Origin of the sequence: Achromobacter sp. (assembly GCF_032113835.1) — a bacterium.
Lineage (GTDB): Bacteria > Pseudomonadota > Gammaproteobacteria > Burkholderiales > Burkholderiaceae_B > Achromobacter.
The window spans coordinates 12,438-28,684 of the sequence record NZ_DAMCTG010000047.1; the positions used below are offsets into that span (position 1 = coordinate 12,438).

The 16,247-nt window shown below is 65.1% G+C and carries 15 protein-coding genes and 1 tRNA gene; 11 read left to right on the forward strand and 5 right to left on the reverse strand.

Annotated elements, in window-relative coordinates:
* Positions 1-16 precede the first annotated feature (16 nt).
* The 10 genes from leuD (at position 17) to RT697_RS16790 (ending at position 9,656) form a co-directional block, all read left to right on the forward strand.
* Positions 17-667: a 3-isopropylmalate dehydratase small subunit gene (leuD, locus tag RT697_RS16745; RefSeq protein WP_218343324.1), complete on the forward strand. Its 651-nt coding sequence runs from the start codon at positions 17-19 to the stop codon at positions 665-667.
* A 29-nt stretch (positions 668-696) separates the two neighbouring features.
* Entirely contained in the window at positions 697-1,773 is a 1,077-nt protein-coding gene (gene leuB / locus RT697_RS16750) for a 3-isopropylmalate dehydrogenase (protein WP_056569572.1), read from the forward strand.
* A gap of 145 nt (positions 1,774-1,918) precedes the next feature.
* On the forward strand, positions 1,919-3,049 hold the full coding sequence (asd, locus tag RT697_RS16755) for an aspartate-semialdehyde dehydrogenase (protein ID WP_175184985.1): 1,131 nt from the start codon (positions 1,919-1,921) through the stop codon (positions 3,047-3,049).
* A gap of 329 nt (positions 3,050-3,378) precedes the next feature.
* Entirely contained in the window at positions 3,379-5,412 is a 2,034-nt protein-coding gene (locus tag RT697_RS16760) for a FimV/HubP family polar landmark protein (protein ID WP_313700349.1), read from the forward strand.
* Between the two features lie 3 nt (positions 5,413-5,415).
* Positions 5,416-6,225: a tRNA pseudouridine(38-40) synthase TruA gene (gene truA, locus RT697_RS16765; RefSeq protein WP_313700351.1), complete on the forward strand. Its 810-nt coding sequence runs from the start codon at positions 5,416-5,418 to the stop codon at positions 6,223-6,225.
* A 52-nt stretch (positions 6,226-6,277) separates the two neighbouring features.
* The gene (locus RT697_RS16770) at positions 6,278-7,375 is read left to right on the forward strand and encodes an ABC transporter substrate-binding protein (RefSeq protein WP_313700352.1); all 1,098 of its coding nucleotides are present in this window, start codon (positions 6,278-6,280) and stop codon (positions 7,373-7,375) included.
* Between the two features lie 79 nt (positions 7,376-7,454).
* Entirely contained in the window at positions 7,455-8,120 is a 666-nt protein-coding gene (locus tag RT697_RS16775) for a phosphoribosylanthranilate isomerase (RefSeq protein ID WP_313700353.1), read from the forward strand.
* Between the two features lie 166 nt (positions 8,121-8,286).
* Positions 8,287-8,363 (forward strand) — tRNA-Val (locus RT697_RS16780).
* Positions 8,364-8,518: 155 nt separating this feature from the next.
* Positions 8,519-9,232 carry a hypothetical protein gene (locus tag RT697_RS16785; RefSeq protein WP_313700355.1) on the forward strand — a complete coding sequence of 238 codons (714 nt, stop codon included), beginning with the start codon at positions 8,519-8,521 and terminating at the stop codon, positions 9,230-9,232.
* A 43-nt stretch (positions 9,233-9,275) separates the two neighbouring features.
* Positions 9,276-9,656 carry a YbaN family protein gene (locus RT697_RS16790; RefSeq protein ID WP_313700356.1) on the forward strand — a complete coding sequence of 127 codons (381 nt, stop codon included), beginning with the start codon at positions 9,276-9,278 and terminating at the stop codon, positions 9,654-9,656.
* Positions 9,657-9,675: 19 nt separating this feature from the next.
* Here the strand turns inward: RT697_RS16790 and RT697_RS16795 are convergent, their stop codons facing one another.
* The 4 genes from RT697_RS16795 to RT697_RS16810 form a co-directional block, all read right to left on the reverse strand.
* Positions 9,676-11,457, reverse strand: a complete 1,782-nt coding sequence (locus tag RT697_RS16795) for an IlvD/Edd family dehydratase (protein WP_313700358.1) — start codon at positions 11,455-11,457, stop codon at positions 9,676-9,678.
* Between the two features lie 63 nt (positions 11,458-11,520).
* Positions 11,521-12,537 carry a TRAP transporter substrate-binding protein gene (locus tag RT697_RS16800; RefSeq protein ID WP_313700360.1) on the reverse strand — a complete coding sequence of 339 codons (1,017 nt, stop codon included), beginning with the start codon at positions 12,535-12,537 and terminating at the stop codon, positions 11,521-11,523.
* Positions 12,538-12,568: 31 nt separating this feature from the next.
* Positions 12,569-13,849: a TRAP transporter large permease subunit gene (locus tag RT697_RS16805; protein WP_313700362.1), complete on the reverse strand. Its 1,281-nt coding sequence runs from the start codon at positions 13,847-13,849 to the stop codon at positions 12,569-12,571.
* Between the two features lie 43 nt (positions 13,850-13,892).
* On the reverse strand, positions 13,893-14,450 hold the full coding sequence (locus tag RT697_RS16810; protein WP_313700364.1) for a TRAP transporter small permease: 558 nt from the start codon (positions 14,448-14,450) through the stop codon (positions 13,893-13,895).
* Positions 14,451-14,580: 130 nt separating this feature from the next.
* On the opposite strand from RT697_RS16810, the gene RT697_RS16815 reads away from it, so the two are divergent.
* Complete coding sequence (locus tag RT697_RS16815) at positions 14,581-15,606, forward strand: LacI family DNA-binding transcriptional regulator (protein ID WP_313700366.1); 1,026 nt, start codon at positions 14,581-14,583, stop codon at positions 15,604-15,606.
* Here RT697_RS16815 and RT697_RS16820 read toward each other — a convergent pair.
* Entirely contained in the window at positions 15,603-16,211 is a 609-nt protein-coding gene (locus RT697_RS16820) for a TetR/AcrR family transcriptional regulator (RefSeq protein ID WP_313700368.1), read from the reverse strand. The two genes, RT697_RS16815 and RT697_RS16820, sit on opposite strands and share 4 nt — an antisense overlap.
* Between the last annotated feature and the right edge of the window lie 36 nt (positions 16,212-16,247).

Sequence of the window (16,247 nt, forward strand, 5' to 3'; positions counted from 1 at the left end):
GCACCGAGTAGACATCATGCAAGCATTTACCACTCACGAAGGCCTGGTGGCGCCGCTCGACCGCGAAAACGTCGATACGGACCTCATCATCCCCAAGCAGTTCCTCAAGTCCATCAAGCGCACGGGCTTTGGCCCCAATCTGTTTGACGAGCTGCGCTATCTGGATCACGGCGAGCCGGGCATGGACAACAGCAAACGTCCGCTCAATCCGGATTTCGTGCTGAACCAGCCGCGTTACCAAGGCGCCTCGGTGCTGCTGGCCCGCAAGAACTTCGGTTGCGGCTCCAGCCGCGAGCACGCGCCCTGGGCGCTGACGCAGTTCGGTTTCCGCGCCATCATCGCGCCGTCGTACGCCGATATCTTCTTCAACAACAGCTTCAAGAACGGCCTCTTGCCGATCGTGCTGTCCGAGCTGGAAGTCGCGCGTCTCTTCGACGAAGTGAAAGCCTTCCCGAACTACAAGCTGAACATCGATCTGGACCGCCAGGTCGTGATCGCCGCGGACGGCCGCGCCATGGGTTTCGACATCGAACCCTTCCGCAAGTATTGCCTCCTGAACGGCTTCGACGACATCGGTCTGACGCTGCGCCATTCGGACAAGATCCGCGCCTTCGAGGCCGAGCGCCTGGCCCGTCATCCGTGGCTCGAAAGCCGCCCCATTGCCTGATCAAACCATCGACACAGGATCGCTATTCAATGACCCACAACATCGCAGTCTTGCCCGGTGACGGCATCGGCCCGGAAATCGTCGAACAGGCCGTGCGCGTCCTGAAGGCGCTGGACGTGCCCTTCGACATCAAGCAGGCGCCCGTCGGCGGCGCGGCGTTCGATCAGTTCGAACACCCGCTGCCGCCCGCCACGCTGAACCTGGCCAAGGAATCGCACGCCGTGCTGTTCGGCGCGGTCGGCGACTGGAAGTACGACACGCTGCCGCGCGAATTCCGTCCGGAACAGGCCATTCTGGGCCTGCGCAAGGCGCTGGGCCTGTTCGCCAACCTGCGTCCGGCCATCCTGTATCCGGAACTGGCCAGCGCCTCGTCGCTCAAGCCGGAGATCGTGTCCGGTCTGGACATCCTGATCATCCGCGAACTCACCGGCGACATCTATTTCGGCACGCCGCGCGGCGTGCGTTCGTCGCCGGACGGCGCCTTCTCCGGCGAGCGCGAAGGCTACGACACCATGCGCTACGCCGAATCCGAAGTGCGCCGCATCGCGCGCATCGGCTTCGAATCGGCGCAGAAGCGCAACAAGAAGCTGTGCAGCGTCGACAAGGCCAACGTGCTCGAGACCTCGCAGTTCTGGCGCGACATCGTGATCGAAGTGGCGCGCGAGTACCCGGACGTGGAGCTGTCGCACATGTATGTCGACAACGCGGCCATGCAGCTGGTGCGCAACCCGCGTCAGTTCGACGTCATCGTCACCGGCAACCTGTTCGGCGACATCCTCTCCGATGAAGCGGCCATGCTGACGGGTTCGATCGGCATGCTGCCCTCGGCCTCGCTGAACGCCGGCGGCCAGGGCCTGTACGAGCCCAGCCATGGTTCGGCGCCGGACATCGCGGGGCAGGGAATCGCCAACCCGCTGGCGACAATCCTGTCGGCGGCCATGTTGCTGCGCTACTCGCTGAACCTCGCGCCGCAGGCGGACCGCATCGAAGCGGCCGTGCGCAGCGTGCTGGCCAGCGGCCTGCGCACCGCCGACATCTTCGAACCCGGCACGACGAAGGTCAGCACCGCCGGCATGGGCGACGCAGTCCTCAAGGCGCTGGCCTGATCGGGATGCGTGACGGGGCCGCCGCAAGGCGGCCCCGTTTTTTTCCAGCTGCAGTGCAACATCCCTGCGTGCATTCTGATAAATTGTTGAATTGCACGGAATTTCCCCCTCCTTATCTTGTCACCCCCTTTAAAGAGCGATTGAAATGAATCAAGCAGTAGGCCTTGTCGGCTGGCGCGGTATGGTCGGCTCGGTGCTCATGCAACGCATGCGCGACGAGAACGACTTCGCACTGATCGAACCGGTGTTTTTCTCCACCAGCAACGCTGGCGGCGCCGCGCCCACTTGGGCGACGGGCGCAGGTCCGCTGCAAGACGCCTACAACATTGACGCTCTGAAAAAACTGCCGATCATCGTGACGGCGCAAGGCGGCGACTACACGTCCGAGGTCTATCCCAAGCTGCGCGGCGCGGGCTGGAACGGCATCTGGATCGACGCGGCCAGCACCCTGCGCATGGCCGACGACGCCATCATCGTGCTGGACCCGGTCAACCGCCCGGTGATCGACGCGGCGCTCAAGCGCGGCGTGCGCAACTTCATCGGCGGCAACTGCACGGTCAGCTGCATGCTGATGGGTCTGGCCGGCCTGTTCAACAACGATCTGGTGGAATGGATGACCTCCATGACCTACCAGGCCGCGTCCGGCGGCGGCGCGCAACACATGCGTGAACTGCTGACCCAGTTCGGCGAGATCAACCAGTCGGTCAAGTCCCTGCTGGACGACCCGGCCTCCGCCATCCTGGAAATCGACCGCGGCGTGCTGGCCAAGCAGAAAGACGATGCGCTGCCCCACGAACACTTCGGCGTGCCGCTCGGCGGCAACCTGATTCCCTGGATCGACAAGGATCTGGGCAATGGGATGTCCAAGGAAGAGTGGAAGGGCGAAGTCGAAACCAACAAGATCCTGGGCCGCGGCGCCGCCTTCGGCACGGCGCCCACCCCGATCGACGGCCTGTGCGTGCGCATCGGCGCCATGCGCTGCCACAGCCAGGCGCTGACCATCAAGCTCAAGCGCGACGTGCCGCTGGACGAGATCGAAGCCCTCATCGCGCAAGGCACGCAGTGGGCCAAGGTTGTTCCCAACACCAAGGAAGCCACCGTTTCCGCGCTGACGCCCGTGGCCGTCACCGGCACGTTGGACATTCCGGTGGGCCGCCTGCGCAAGCTGTCGATGGGCTCGCAATACCTGGGCGCCTTCACGGTCGGCGACCAACTGCTGTGGGGCGCCGCCGAGCCGCTGCGCCGTATGCTGCGCATCGCGCTGAACGAAGCCTGATGCCGCGCCGGGCGGCTGTTTCAGCTGCCCGTTTCGCGCAATGATGCAGTCAGGGCACCTTCGGGTGCCCTTTGTTTTTTGGCGTGGGGCGGGATCGTGCGAATGGTCGAGGTGCACCATCGTGGCGCAGTGCGGCTTCGCGCCGTGCGCATGCGGCCGGCAAAAAGGCCCCGCGCGCGGCTGTCAGTCAACGAGCGCGCCTTGTTCAGGTTTGTGAAATGCGCGCCATCCATTACACTTTTCGGGTGAATTGAGGCTGTTTTTTGCGCTGCAAATGGCGCGAATGGGCTCAGGCCCGTAATTCGATTACAAGAACGGAATTCCAGCTTATGACCCAGCGTTCGCGCCAAGTGAAGCATGCCCGCCGTTTGAAAGCCCTGCAGTGGGCCATTGCGCTGGCGATCGGCTCAAGCGTCTGCGGGTCGGCGCTGGCAATGCGCGTCGGGCATTCGCGCGTCGTTTCCGTACCGGGCGCGCCGCTGCAGGCGACCGTGGGTCTGCAGGAATTGACGCCCGAAGAGATCAGCTCACTCAAGGTTTCCATTGCCGACGAAGCCGCTTGGCAGCGCGCGGGCGTCAAGCCGCCGGTGCCGCTTGCCAGCATGGTGGTCCGCGTCGAAGACGGGATGGATCCCACGCGCAAGAATCTGCGGGTGCGGTCCACGCAGGCGCCGGCGGGCGGGGCCGTGGATCTGCTGCTGGACATCAATTCCAGTTCGGGACAGCGGCAGGTGCAGGTCAGCATTCTGGTGCCGCTGCGCGGCACCAGCGCCGATGTCACGCCCGCCGCCGTGGGCGCCCCGGGCCGCGCGGGCGGCACGTCGGGCACGGTCACGGTGAAGTCGGGCGATTATCTGTTTGCCATCGCGCAGCGCAATGCGGTGCCGAACGCGTCGGTCTATCAGATGCTGGTCGCGCTGTGGCGCGCCAATCCGCAGGCCTTCATCCAGAACAACATGAATCTGGTGCGATCCGGCCAGACGCTCAAGATTCCGGACGCCGCCACGGTGCGCGCCATCGATCCGGCCGAAGCCCGCCGCATTTTCAACGAGCATGCCGAGGCGTACGCGAAGTATCGCGGCCGCGTGGGTGCGGCGGCAGGGGCGAATCCGTCGGTGGTCAAGGGCCAGGACGCCGCCTCCGGCACGGTCGCGCCGCCGGCTGACACGGGCGTCGCCACCGCCGCGCCGACGCAAGACCGGGTTCGGCTGTCAACCGGCCAGGCGCAGGACGGCGCGGCCGCGCAGGCCGAGGCGCAGGCGGATGCCAAGACGTCCGCCGATCGCGCGCTGGCTGACACGCAAGGGCGCGTGAATCAGCTTCAAGCCAATGTGGACGAGTTGACGAAGGCTGTTGCGCAGCAATCGGCTGCGGCCGGGGCAGGCGCGGCTGGTGCTTCGGGCGCTACCGGTGCAGCGGGTGCGCCAGGCGCGGCAGGTAGTTCGGGTGCCGGGGGCGCTTCGGGAGCAGCGGGTACTCCTGGTGCAGCGGGTGCTCCGGGCGCAGCGGGTACGCCGGGTGCAGCGGGCGCTACGGGTGCGGCGGGTACGCCGGGCGCAGCGGGTGCTACGGGTGCAGCAGGTGCTACCGGTGCAGCAGGTGCTACGAGTGCAGCAGGCACGCCGGGCGCAGCAGGAGCTTCCGGTGCGGCAGGCGCGTCGGGTGCCGCCGGCACATCGGGTGCAACAGGCACTGCGGGTGCCACCGGCACTTCGGGAGCAACAGGCACTTCGGGTACAGCAGGCACTCCAGGCGTAGCAAGCACACCTGGCGCAGCAGGCACCCCGGGCGCAGCGGGCACACCAGGCGCAGCGGGCACACCAGGCGCAGCGGGCACACCGGGCGCAGCAAGCACCCCGGGCGCAGCAGGCACCTCGGGCGCAGCAGGCACCTCGGGCGCAGCAGGCACCCCGGGTGCAGCAGGCGCCTCGGGCGCAGCAGGCACCTCGGGCGCAGCAGGCACTTCGGGCGCAGCAGGCACTTCGGGCGCAACAGGCACCCCGGGCGCAGCAAGCACTCCGAACGCAGCAAACACCCCCGGCGCCGCCGCCTCCACTCCCTCCGACGCCGACAAACCCGTCGGCACGCTTCCGGACAAAACTGTGCAGACTGGCATGCCCGGCTGGCTGGCCGACAATCTTCTCGTGATCGTTACCGCGGTGCTGGCGCTGGTCGCCTTCGCCATTGCCTGGCTGTTGCGCCGGGCCGGCGCGCGGCGTGAAGACGATGACGAGGACAGCTATACCTACAACGAGCCGGCGCTGGATACGGCAGCGCTGAACCGCAAGCTCGACACCATCAATCTCGACCTGGACGTACCGCCCACGGACGAACCGCGCCGTATCGGCGGTCCTCGGGTTTGAAGCATGTCTAGAGTTGCATTGGGGCTGGCGTATGACGGCTCCGCCTGGCAGGGTTGGCAGACACAGCCGCACCGGCAAACGGTGCAGGATTCGCTGGAATCCGCCCTGGCCAGTTTCTGTGGCGTCACCGAGCCGGTGCCCACGATCTGCGCCGGGCGCACCGACACCGGCGTGCATGGCGCGATGCAGGTGGTCCATCTGGACACCGCGCTGAATCGCGAGACCGAATCCTGGGTGCGTGGCGTCAATGCGTTTCTGCCGCCCAGCATTTCGGTGCAGTGGGCCGAGGAAGTGTCCGACGAATTCCACGCACGCTTTTCGGCGCGCGCTCGCACTTACGTTTATCTGCTCTGGCGCGGCCGGGTGCGGCCCGCTCTGTGGGCGGGGCGTGCCGGCTGGTGCTTTCAGCCGCTCGATGTGGACGCCATGCGCGCGGCCGCCAAAGCGCTGGTCGGCGAACATGATTTTTCCAGCTTCCGTTCCTCGCAATGCCAGGCCAAGCACCCGGTGCGGCATATGCACAGCCTCGAAATCGAAGAGCGCGGACCGTTCCTCGTCTTCACGCTGAAGGCAAATGCCTTTCTGCATCACATGGTGCGCAACATCATGGGCGCGCTGCTGCAAGTGGGGCAGGGCAGGGAATCGGTGGACTGGATGACGCAGCTTCTGGCGTGGCGCGACCGCAAACGCGGCGCGCCCACCTTTGCGCCGGACGGCCTGTACCTTGCCAGCATCGATTACCCCGAAGCCTTCGGGCTGCGCGAGCTCGATGGCGGTGTGTCGCTGCTGTCGCCCTTTACTCAATCCTATTAGGGAAGCCGCCGCGCAGCCGGCGGGATCCCGCGCCTTTCTGGAGGCATGCGCCATGCAACGCCGCGCGTTTCTGAAGCAGACCGCCCTGGGCGCCGCCGCCGGCAGCGCCGTGCTGGCCGCTCCCGCCATTGCGCAGGACGCGCCCAACCTCACATGGCGGCTGGCTTCGGATTTTTCGGCCGACGCGGCCACGCTGTTCGCGGGGGCTGCCGACGTTTCGCGCTACGTGGCCGAGGTCACGGAAGGGCGCTTCAACATCGAGGTCTTTCCTGCCGGCCAGTTGTTCCAGCCCGGCCAGGCGCTGGAGGCCGTGCAGCACCGCATCGTTGAATGCGGTCATGCGTCATCGGCCCGGTACTTTTCCACCGATCCCGCGCTTTGCTTTGATGGCGGCGTGCCATTTGGTTTGAACACGCGCCAGATGAACGCATGGATGCGCAAAGGCGAGGGCCTGGCGCTGACGCGCGAGGCCTTCGCCAAGTTCGGCATCCTGAATTTTCCCTGCGGCTACACCGGCGCGCAGATGGGCGGGTGGTTCCGCGGCGAGATCAAGACGCTTGATGACCTGCGCGGTCTGAAGGTGGCGGCCGATGGTTTTGCCGGCCACATTCTGTCGCGACTGGGCGCGACACCCGTCGATATTCCCGCGGGCGACCTGCATGCCGCGCTGGCGCAAGGCGTGGTGGATGGAGCGGCGACGATCGGCCCGTTCGACGATGAGCGGCTCGCGCTGTTCGAGGTCGCGCGCAACTATTACTTTCCGGGCTGGTGGGCCGGCACGCAGCAGTTGTCGCTGTACGTGAATCAGGATGCTTATGGCGAACTGCCCAAATCCTACCAGACCGCGCTGTCCTTGGCCTGCGCCGCGGCGAGCAACGAGATGATCGCCACGTTCGACGCCAACAATCCGGATGCGCTGCGCGAGTTGGTGTCGCGGGGCGCGCAATTGAAGGCGTATCCGCGCCCGGTGCTGCAAGCCGCGTACGAAGCCACGGTGGCGGCCTGCAATGAACTAAGCGCCAAAGACGCGACGTTCAAGAAGCTCTATGACAGCATGCTGGCTTTCCGCGGCAAGCAGGTCCCGTGGTTCCGCATGGCCGAGGGCAGCTTCGACAACATGGTGGCGACGCTGGGCGCGCCCGGGGCGTAGGGCCATTGACCGGGGCCGTTGCACCGCCGGATATACTGGTCCATCCAGTCGCCGCGGGGCGACGCATCCAGAAAATGCCATGCGTACACGCATAAAGATCTGCGGGCTGACCCGCGAAGAAGACATTGAAGCCGCCGTTTCGGCCGGCGTCGACGCGATCGGATTCGTCTTCTATCCCAAGAGCAAGCGCTGCCTCACGCCTGTTCGCGCCGCGCAATTGCGCCGCGGGGTGCCGGCGTTTGTCGACGTCGTCGCGCTTTTCGTGAATGCGCAAGAAGAAGAGGTGCGCACGGTGTTGGGCGAAGTCGGTCCGGACCTGCTGCAATTCCACGGCGACGAAACGCCGCTGGAATGCGCGCGCTACGGGCATCGCCACCTGCGGGCCTTCCGTGCCGGCGCGCCTGGCCTGGAGACGGCGGAAAACCTTGCAGCCACTTGCCGCGCATACGGCCAGGCCGCGGGATGGTTGTTCGACAGCTACAGCGCCGGCTATGGCGGCAGCGGACACGGTTTCGACTACGCGTTGCTGGATGACGTGCGTGCTGATCCCATGTCCCGTCCGTTGATCCTGTCCGGCGGATTGAATGCGGAAAATGTCGGCGCGGCCATCGAATCGGTGCGGCCTTGGGCGGTCGATGTGAGTAGTGGCGTCGAAGTCGAGCAAGGAATAAAAAGTTCTGATAGAATCTCGTTCTTCGTTGCTGCGGCACATGACGCAGACACGAAATTGAAGGAAAAGAAGTAGTGCTGTAGCGTATTTATTACGCGTATTTATTGCACATGTGGAAAGGGCAGTTTGGCAAAGCCGCGAGGCAATTGCTGAATACCCAGAAACGCAATAAACACCGCAAAAAATCTTCCAAGACGATTTGCACAGTTTAAAAAAGCACTATATAATTCTTCTTCTTTGCAGGCGGTTAGCTCAGCTGGTTAGAGCGCCACGTTGACATCGTGGAGGTCGTTGGTTCGATTCCAATACCGCCTACCAAATTCCTGCAAAGGTGTGTTCGATAGAGCTAGTCGGACACAGACCTGAAAAGCCGCGTAAGTCTTATGACTTCGCGGCTTTTTGCTTTTCCGGGTGCGTTCTTGCATTAATACCCACGCAGGTATATTTCTTCTTTTCCCATTCAAAGCCCGTCCATGCACTGCACGTTGAAGGCGTTCATTCTGGTTCAGTTGCTGTGGTTGCCAGGCTGCGCAATCAAGGCGCCGTCGCCGGTTCAAACGGGCAGCGATGAGGCGCCGATGTATGCCGGCGCAGATCGCCGCGCCTCCGCAGTGTTGCGCGCGGGCGATGAACAACAGGTTGCAGAGGCCGTAAAAGCGTTTGGATCGCCATCGGCGGCGGCGCAGGCGCGGGTTGAAGAGGGTTATCGCTATTTTCGCGAAGACCACCGCGGACAAGCCATGCGGCGCTTCAATCAGGCCTGGCTGCTCAATCCCGATAACCCCGAGGTGTATGCGGGTTTCGCGGTGGTTCTGGAAAGCCAGCGCAAGGTCTGCCTGGCGATGAGCATGATGGACCGCGCGATCAGCCTGAATCCGCCGGCGTTTCGCGGCATTTATGCGGATGCGGGCCGGATCGCGGCGCGTTGCGCGGCAGAAGACAAGACGCTGCCGCCCGAGGCGCGCATCGCAGCCACCACGCGTTCCGATGAGTGGTATCGCAAGGGCGAGGCCGTCGAACCCGACAAGGGCTATCTGTATGCGTCATGGGCCGCTGCCTATTACTGGCGCGGCCAGTATGGCGAGGCGTGGGCCATGGTTCACCGATCGCGTGATGCGGGCGGCAACCCCGATGCGGAATTCGTCAGGATGCTGCGCGCGCGGATGCCCGAGCCCGCCGCATCCTGAGCCCGTTCCCCGTGCGGCCATTTGCGATATCCTGCACACCATCATGATGAGAGCACTTTGGTTATGCCTGGGCTGCCTGATGCTGGCGTTGGGCGTCATCGGCGCCTTTTTGCCGGTGATGCCGACGACGATCTTCCTGATCCTGGCGGTGGGGTGCTTTTCGCGCTCGTCGCCCCGGCTCGAGAAATGGCTGCTGGACAGTCCGACGTACGGTCCGTCGCTGCGCGCCTGGCGTGAACAGGGCGCGGTGTCGCGCAAGGGCAAGACGTACGCCAGCCTGGGCATGGCAGCAGGCTACGTGCTGTTCTACTGGAGCGCGAATCCCTCGCCGTTGCTGGCCATTGGCGTGGGCATCTTCTTTCTGGCCAGCGCGGCCTACGTGCTCAGCCGGCCCGGCCCGGCCAACACGCCTCCTCGCAAATAGCCCGCACCTCCCGCATACCTCAATGCGAATGCCGCGGATCCCCGCGCGTCTCCACCACCTTCAAATACAGCGTCGCCGCTTCCAGGCACCCGCCCGTGGACAGTTGTCCCACGGTCTGCCGGTACAGCTCCTGCCAGGGCGTCTGTGACGGCGGCGCTTCGTACGCCGGCTCCAGGCGCCGCCGTTCCAGTTCCGATTCATCGACCAGCAAGATGACCGACCGCTGGTTCAGGTCCACGCGGATCCGGTCCCCCGTGCGCAGCAGCGCCAGCCCGCCGCCCACCGCAGCTTCCGGCGACATGTTCAGGATGGAGGGACTGGCGGACGTGCCACTCTGGCGGCCGTCGCCCAGGCAGGGCAATGAGTCGATGCCGCGCTTGATGAGATGCGACGGCGGCGCCATGTTCACGACCTCCGCGCTGCCGGGGTATCCCACGGTGCCTGCGCCGCGGATCACCAGAATGCAGTGTTCATCGATGTTGAGGGCCGGATCTTCGATGCGGGCGTGATAGTCCTCGGGGCCTTCGAACACGATGGCGCGCGCGTCGAATGCGTTTTCCGAGCCTGGCTCCGACAGGTACGCGCGGCGGAATGCCTCGCCCACGACCGACATCTTGATGATGGCGCTGTCAAAGAAGTTGCCGGACAGCACGATGAAGCCGGCGCGGTGCTTGAGCGGCGTATCGCAGCTGCGGATGACGTCGGCGTTGTGAGTCTTGGACGCCGCGGCGATGTCGCCGATGGTCTTGCCCGACACGGTCTCACAGTCAGGATGCAGACGGCCCGCGGCCAGCAGCTCGTGCAGCACGGCCGGCACGCCGCCCGCGCGGTGAAAGCCTTCGCCCAGGTGCTCGCCGGCCGGCACGCAATTGACCAGCAACGGCACGTCTTCGCCGAGCCGCTGCCAGTCGTCCAGGCTCAGGTCGACGCCCATGTGGCGCGCAATCGCGATCAAGTGGGGCGGGCAGTTGCTGGACGCGCCGAGCGCCGAGGCGACGACGATGGCGTTCTCGAACGCCTGCCGCGTCATGATGTGCGACGGCCTCAGGTCCTCGCGCACCATGTCGCAGATGCGCATGCCGGTGGCATAGGCCATCTGGCCGCGCTCGCGATACGGTGCGGGAATGCTGGCACAGGTGGGCAGCGACATGCCCAGCGCTTCGGCCAGTGAATTCATGGACAGGGCGGTGCCCATGGTGTTGCAGTGGCCGATCGACGGCGACGAAGCCGTGGCCAGTGTCATGAAGCCTTCGTAGTCCAGCTTGCCCGCGGCCATCAGGTTGCGTGCGTGCCAGATGACGGTGCCCGATCCCACGCGCTGCCCCTCATGCCAGCCATCCAGCATGGGACCGCCGGACAGCACGATGGCCGGGATGTCCACGGTGGCCGCGGCCATCAGGCACGCGGGCGTGGTCTTGTCGCATCCGGTGGTCAGCACCACGCCGTCCAGCGGGTAGCCATGCAGGATCTCAACCAAACCCAGATACGCCAGATTGCGATCCAGCGCCGCGGTGGGCCGCCGGCCCTGTTCGGCCAGCGGATGCACCGGAAACTCCATCGGGATGCCGCCCGCGTCCCGGATGCCCGCCTTGATGCGTTCGGCCAGCGCCAGATGGTGCCGGTTGCAGGGCGCCAGATCGCTGCCGGTCTGCGCGATGCCGATGATCGGCCGCCCCGACTGCAGTTCCTGGCGCGTCAGGCCGTAATTGAGATAGCGCTCGACGTAGATCGCCGTCATGTCGGCGTGCGAAGGATCGTCAAACCATTTCTGGCTGCGCAGTCGGCGGGGTGTCTGGGACATGGCTGTCTCGCTTCGGTTGCTTACTGGCCCGGACCAAAAGCGGATCCGGGCCACCAGGAAACGCTAGTTGCGCGCCTTCTGGATTTCGTCGTTCAGTTGCTTGACCAGTTCGGGGCCGAGCTCCTGCGTGTACTTGTCGACCACGGGCTGCACCTTCTGGCGCATGCGGGCAACTTCTTCCGGCGTGACGGTGTTGATCTTCATGCCGTTCTTTTCTAGCGTGCCCATGGCCTTGGTGGAATCGGCGCGGCTGTCCTGCCGTTCAAAGTCGCGTGACGACGCGGCGGCCTGGCGGATCAGCTTCTGCTCGTCGGGCGACAGCGTGTCCCACCACTTCTTGGACGCCAGCACCACCCACGGCGTGTAGACGTGGCGCGTGATGGTCAGGTAGGGCTGCACCTCGTAGAACTTGCTGCTCTGGATCGTGGTGATGGGATTTTCCTGGCCGTCCACCGTGCGCGTTTCGAGCGCGGTGAACAGTTCCGAGAACGGCATCGGCACCGCGTTGGCGCCCAGCGTGTTGAAGACGCCCAGCGCGATCTGGTTCTGCATGACGCGCAGCTTGATGCCCTGCAGGTCCTCGGCGCGCGTGATCGGGCGCTTGGAGTTGGTCATGTTGCGAAAGCCGTTTTCCCAGTAAACCAGGCCGACGATGCCCTTGGCTTCCAGCTTCTTCAGCAGGTCTTGCCCGAGCGGGCCGTCCAGCACTGCGTCGGCTTCCTTTTCGCTATTGAAAAGGAACGGCAGGTCGAACACGCCGAATTCCTTCACCATGCCCGCCAGCGGCGCGGTGGACCCCACCATCATTTCTTGCGCGCCGCCCACCAACGCGCTCTGCATCTGCTCGTCCGAGCCCAGGTTGGCCGAGCCGAAGGTCCGCATCTTGAGCTTGCCGCCGCTGATCTTCTCCAGTTCCTGCGCCAGATGGCGGGCCGCGCGGCCCTGCACGCTTTCCTCGTTCAGCCCGTAGCCGAAGCGGATGAGGCGCGGCTTGACGTCCGCGGCCGCGGCCACTCCGGCGACAGTGCAGGACAGCACCGTCGCCAGGACAAGAATGCGGGTCTTGAATTGCTTGATCATGGTGTTTCTCCTCGGGGGTTTTCAAGTGCCGCTAGTGCATCCAGCGTGCGGGTACGGTGATCAGTTCAGGGAAGATCACCAGCAGGACCAGCAGCAGCGTGTAGGCCACGACGTAGCGCCACACCCCTCTGCAGATGGTTTCCATATTGATGCGGGCCACGCCGCACACCACGTTGAGCACCGTGCCCACCGGGGGCGTCAGCAGGCCGACGCTGCCGACCATGACGAACATGACGCCGAAGTAGACGGGGTCGATGCCCGCCTTGATGACGACGGGCATGAGCACCGGGGCGAGGATCAGGATGGTCGGCGTCAGATCCATCACCGTGCCCACCAGCGTCAGCAGGATCAGCAGGGCGAACATGAGCAGCTTGGGCTGATCCATGACCGGCTCCAGCAGCGCAATCAGGTCCTGCGGCAGGTCCGCCAGCGTGATCATGTAGGACGAGACCATGGCGGCCGCCACCAGGAACATGACCACGGCGGTGGTGCGCGCGGCATTGACGAAGAGCGGCCCCAGGTCGCGCCAGCCGATTTCGCGGTAGACGAACAGGCTGACCAGCAGCGCATATACGGCGGCGACGACAGCGGCCTCGGTGGGCGTGAAGATGCCGCCCCGCAGGCCGCCGATGATGATGACCGGCAGGAACAGCGCCCACAGCGAGCCGCGCAGCGCCTTCAGGCGATTGCTCCAGGGCTCGCGCGGCGCGGGTTTGATGCTGCCGTGCTTGCGCGCCACCCAGGCCCATACGGCCACCAGCGTGAGCCCCATCATGAGGCCCGGCGCGATGCCGGCGAAGAACAGCTTGGTGATCGACACATTGGTGGCGACGCCGAAGATGATGAACGAGATCGACGGCGGAATGATGGGCGCGATGATGCCGCCCGCGGCGATCAGGCCCGACGCCTGGCCGGCTTCGTAGCCCTTTTCGCGCAGCATCGGGATCAGCAGCGATCCCAGCGCCGCAGCGTCAGCCACGGCCGAGCCCGACAGCGACGCCAGCAGCACGCTGGCGAAAATGGCCACATAACCCAGGCCGCCCTGGATGTGGCCCACGAACGTGTTGGCCAGATGCACGATGCGGCGCGAAATGCCGCCGGCGTTCATCAGTTCGCCGGCCAGCATGAATAGTGGCACGGCCATCAGCGTGAAGCTGTTGGCGCCGGACAGCATGTTCTGGGCGAGGAGCTGGGTGTCGTAGAAGTCCAGCTGGAACATCATGACGATCGCGCTGATGATGAGCGCGAAGGCGATCGGCATGCCCAGGGCGATCAGCCCCAGCAGCACGACTAGGAAGACGGTCAGGATCATTGCGGATATCCGGGCTGATGATTGGAGGCGGGGAGGGGCGGTTTCAGACCGCCGGGTCTTCCGGACTGGACTCCGCCGGCAGCGGACCGCCCGCAATCACGCGGACCAGGTCGATGAGGGTCAGGATGCCCATCGCCACGGCGGCATAGAGTCCCGCCGCGTTGAACACGGCCAGCGGCATGCCGGTGACCGGCAGCACGGTGTCCAGGCCGATCACGGTCTGGACCCAGCCGCCTTCGGCCATCAGCCACAGCACCCACAGGATCATCAGTTGGCAGGCAATGTGCGACACCCGGCGTGCGCCCGGGCCGAAGCGTTCGACCATCATGGTGACCCCGATGTGCTGGTGTTCGCGCAGCGCGATCACCGAGCCCAGGAAGATCATCCAGACAAAGGCAAGGCGCGATACCTCGTCGGACACGTTGATGCCGGAGTTGAAGAGATAGCGCAGCGCCACGTTGCCGAACAGCAGCACGACCATCAAGATCAGACAGGCCACCATCAGCCAGGTCTGCAGCACAAAACACCAGTCCGCGGCGCGGGCCAGCGGCGACCGGCCGGGACGCGATGGCCCTGGCCGCCCCAGTGGGGAAGCTTGCATGTTTGTCTCCTCTCCGTTTTTCCGGAGTTTTCTAATCATTTGATGCGGATCATGTTAGCGCTAACATTTTTGCTTTGGCAAGCCTCTTTTTTTCCGTCAGACTACGCGCTTGCATTCACCGCGAGGGTCCATGTCCATCCGCAAACCCCGAAGCTCGCGCGCCGGCCGCGTCACCATGCAGGACGTTGCGCGGCGCGTCGGCGTCAGCGCCATCACGGTCTCGCGGGCGCTGCGCACGCCGGACAAGGTGGGGGAAGACCTGCGCCAGCACATCGCGCGGGTATGCCAGGAACTTGGCTACGTGCCCAACCACGCCGCCAGCGCCCTCGCGTCGGCGCGGTCGCAGACCATCGTGGTGCTGATCCCGTCGCTGAGCAACGTGGTCTTCGTGGACATCATCACGGGCATCAAGGAAGTCCTGGACCAGCACGGCTATCACATGCTGATCGGCGTCACGGGCTACTCGCCGGACGAGGAAGAGGCGCTGCTGCGCAAGTACCTGCAGCACTCGCCCGACGGGCTGGTCCTGACAGGCATCGACCACAATCCGGGCGTCTGGGAACTGCTGCGCGCGCAGGCGATTCCCACGGTGCACACGATCGAGACGCTGGATGGCGACGACGACATGAGTGTCGGTTTCTCGCAATTCGACTCGGGCTACGCCGCCGGCCGCCATCTGGTGGAACGCGGCTATCGCCGCATCGGCATCATTGGCGCCCAGTTGGACCCGCGGTCGCTGCGCCGTTGCGAGGGATGCCGGCAGGCGCTGCGCGATGCGGGCCTGTATGACGCGGCGCTGGAAATCATGACGCCCGAGAAATCGTCGATCAGCCTGGGCGCCGCGTTGATGCAGGACCTGCACGCGCGCCACCCGGATTGCGATGCCGTGTTCTTCTGCAACGACGACCTGGCGCAGGGCGCGGTGTTCCAATGCGGCCGGGATGGGCTGCGGGTGCCGGACCAGATGGCGATCGTCGGCTTCCATGATCTGGCGGGCACGGCGTGGACCACGCCGCCGCTGTCCACCATCGCCACGCCGCGCTACCAGATTGGGTTGTCAGCCGCGCAACTGCTCATGCAGCATCTGGCGGGCGAACCCGTGCCCGAGCGGCACGTGGATCTGGGTTTCGAACTGGTCCAGCGCGAAACCAGCTAGGCGCCGTCCAGCATCGCCATCAATCCGATGATGAGCGCCTGCATCCCCTGATCCAGCTCCACTTCCATCTCGGATTCTTCCGCCGTCCGAGCGGCGTCGACGACCGGCTCCAGCCCGGCAACCGAATACACCGTGTCCGCCACCGCAAGGCCGTGAAACGCCACGGTCGCCAACAGGATGCGCGACTGCTCCTTTGAGATGCCATAGGCGTCGGCGATATGACGCTGATGCCCGTCGATCTTCGCCAGCATCGACGGCGTCGCGGCCAGCCGCCGGATGACGTAGGGCGTCACGCCCGGATGCGCCTTGACGAACTCGCGCACGGACGTCGCGAACACCGTCAGGTAAGCCTTGAGATCGCCGCGATCGTTGCTACAGGCCTGCGGAATCTGCCACCGCTTGAAGATTTCCTCGGCGACCAGGCGCTTGAGCTCTTCAAGGCTGGGCACGTGCTTGTACAGCGCCATGTGACTGACGCCCAGCGCCGCGGCGACGCCGACGAACGTGATGTTGGGCAAGCCCACGGCGATGCCGGCATCGGCGATACGTTCCCGGGTGATGGTGGGAGGGCGTCCCCGCGTGGGGCGGCGCTCTGGCGGCTGCATGTCTGATCCCTGTTTGTCGCGTGGACTATCCCGCAC

Coding starts and splice junctions, on each gene's coding strand:
- leuD (WP_218343324.1), top strand. CDS start 17: ATGCAAGCATTTACCACTCACGAAGGCCTGGTGGCGCCGCTCGACCGC.
- leuB (WP_056569572.1), top strand. CDS start 697: ATGACCCACAACATCGCAGTCTTGCCCGGTGACGGCATCGGCCCGGAA.
- asd (WP_175184985.1), top strand. CDS start 1,919: ATGAATCAAGCAGTAGGCCTTGTCGGCTGGCGCGGTATGGTCGGCTCG.
- RT697_RS16760 (WP_313700349.1), top strand. CDS start 3,379: ATGACCCAGCGTTCGCGCCAAGTGAAGCATGCCCGCCGTTTGAAAGCC.
- truA (WP_313700351.1), top strand. CDS start 5,416: ATGTCTAGAGTTGCATTGGGGCTGGCGTATGACGGCTCCGCCTGGCAG.
- RT697_RS16770 (WP_313700352.1), top strand. CDS start 6,278: ATGCAACGCCGCGCGTTTCTGAAGCAGACCGCCCTGGGCGCCGCCGCC.
- RT697_RS16775 (WP_313700353.1), top strand. CDS start 7,455: ATGCGTACACGCATAAAGATCTGCGGGCTGACCCGCGAAGAAGACATT.
- RT697_RS16785 (WP_313700355.1), top strand. CDS start 8,519: ATGCACTGCACGTTGAAGGCGTTCATTCTGGTTCAGTTGCTGTGGTTG.
- RT697_RS16790 (WP_313700356.1), top strand. CDS start 9,276: ATGATGAGAGCACTTTGGTTATGCCTGGGCTGCCTGATGCTGGCGTTG.
- RT697_RS16795 (WP_313700358.1), bottom strand. CDS start 11,457: ATGTCCCAGACACCCCGCCGACTGCGCAGCCAGAAATGGTTTGACGAT.
- RT697_RS16800 (WP_313700360.1), bottom strand. CDS start 12,537: ATGATCAAGCAATTCAAGACCCGCATTCTTGTCCTGGCGACGGTGCTG.
- RT697_RS16805 (WP_313700362.1), bottom strand. CDS start 13,849: ATGATCCTGACCGTCTTCCTAGTCGTGCTGCTGGGGCTGATCGCCCTG.
- RT697_RS16810 (WP_313700364.1), bottom strand. CDS start 14,450: ATGCAAGCTTCCCCACTGGGGCGGCCAGGGCCATCGCGTCCCGGCCGG.
- RT697_RS16815 (WP_313700366.1), top strand. CDS start 14,581: ATGTCCATCCGCAAACCCCGAAGCTCGCGCGCCGGCCGCGTCACCATG.
- RT697_RS16820 (WP_313700368.1), bottom strand. CDS start 16,211: ATGCAGCCGCCAGAGCGCCGCCCCACGCGGGGACGCCCTCCCACCATC.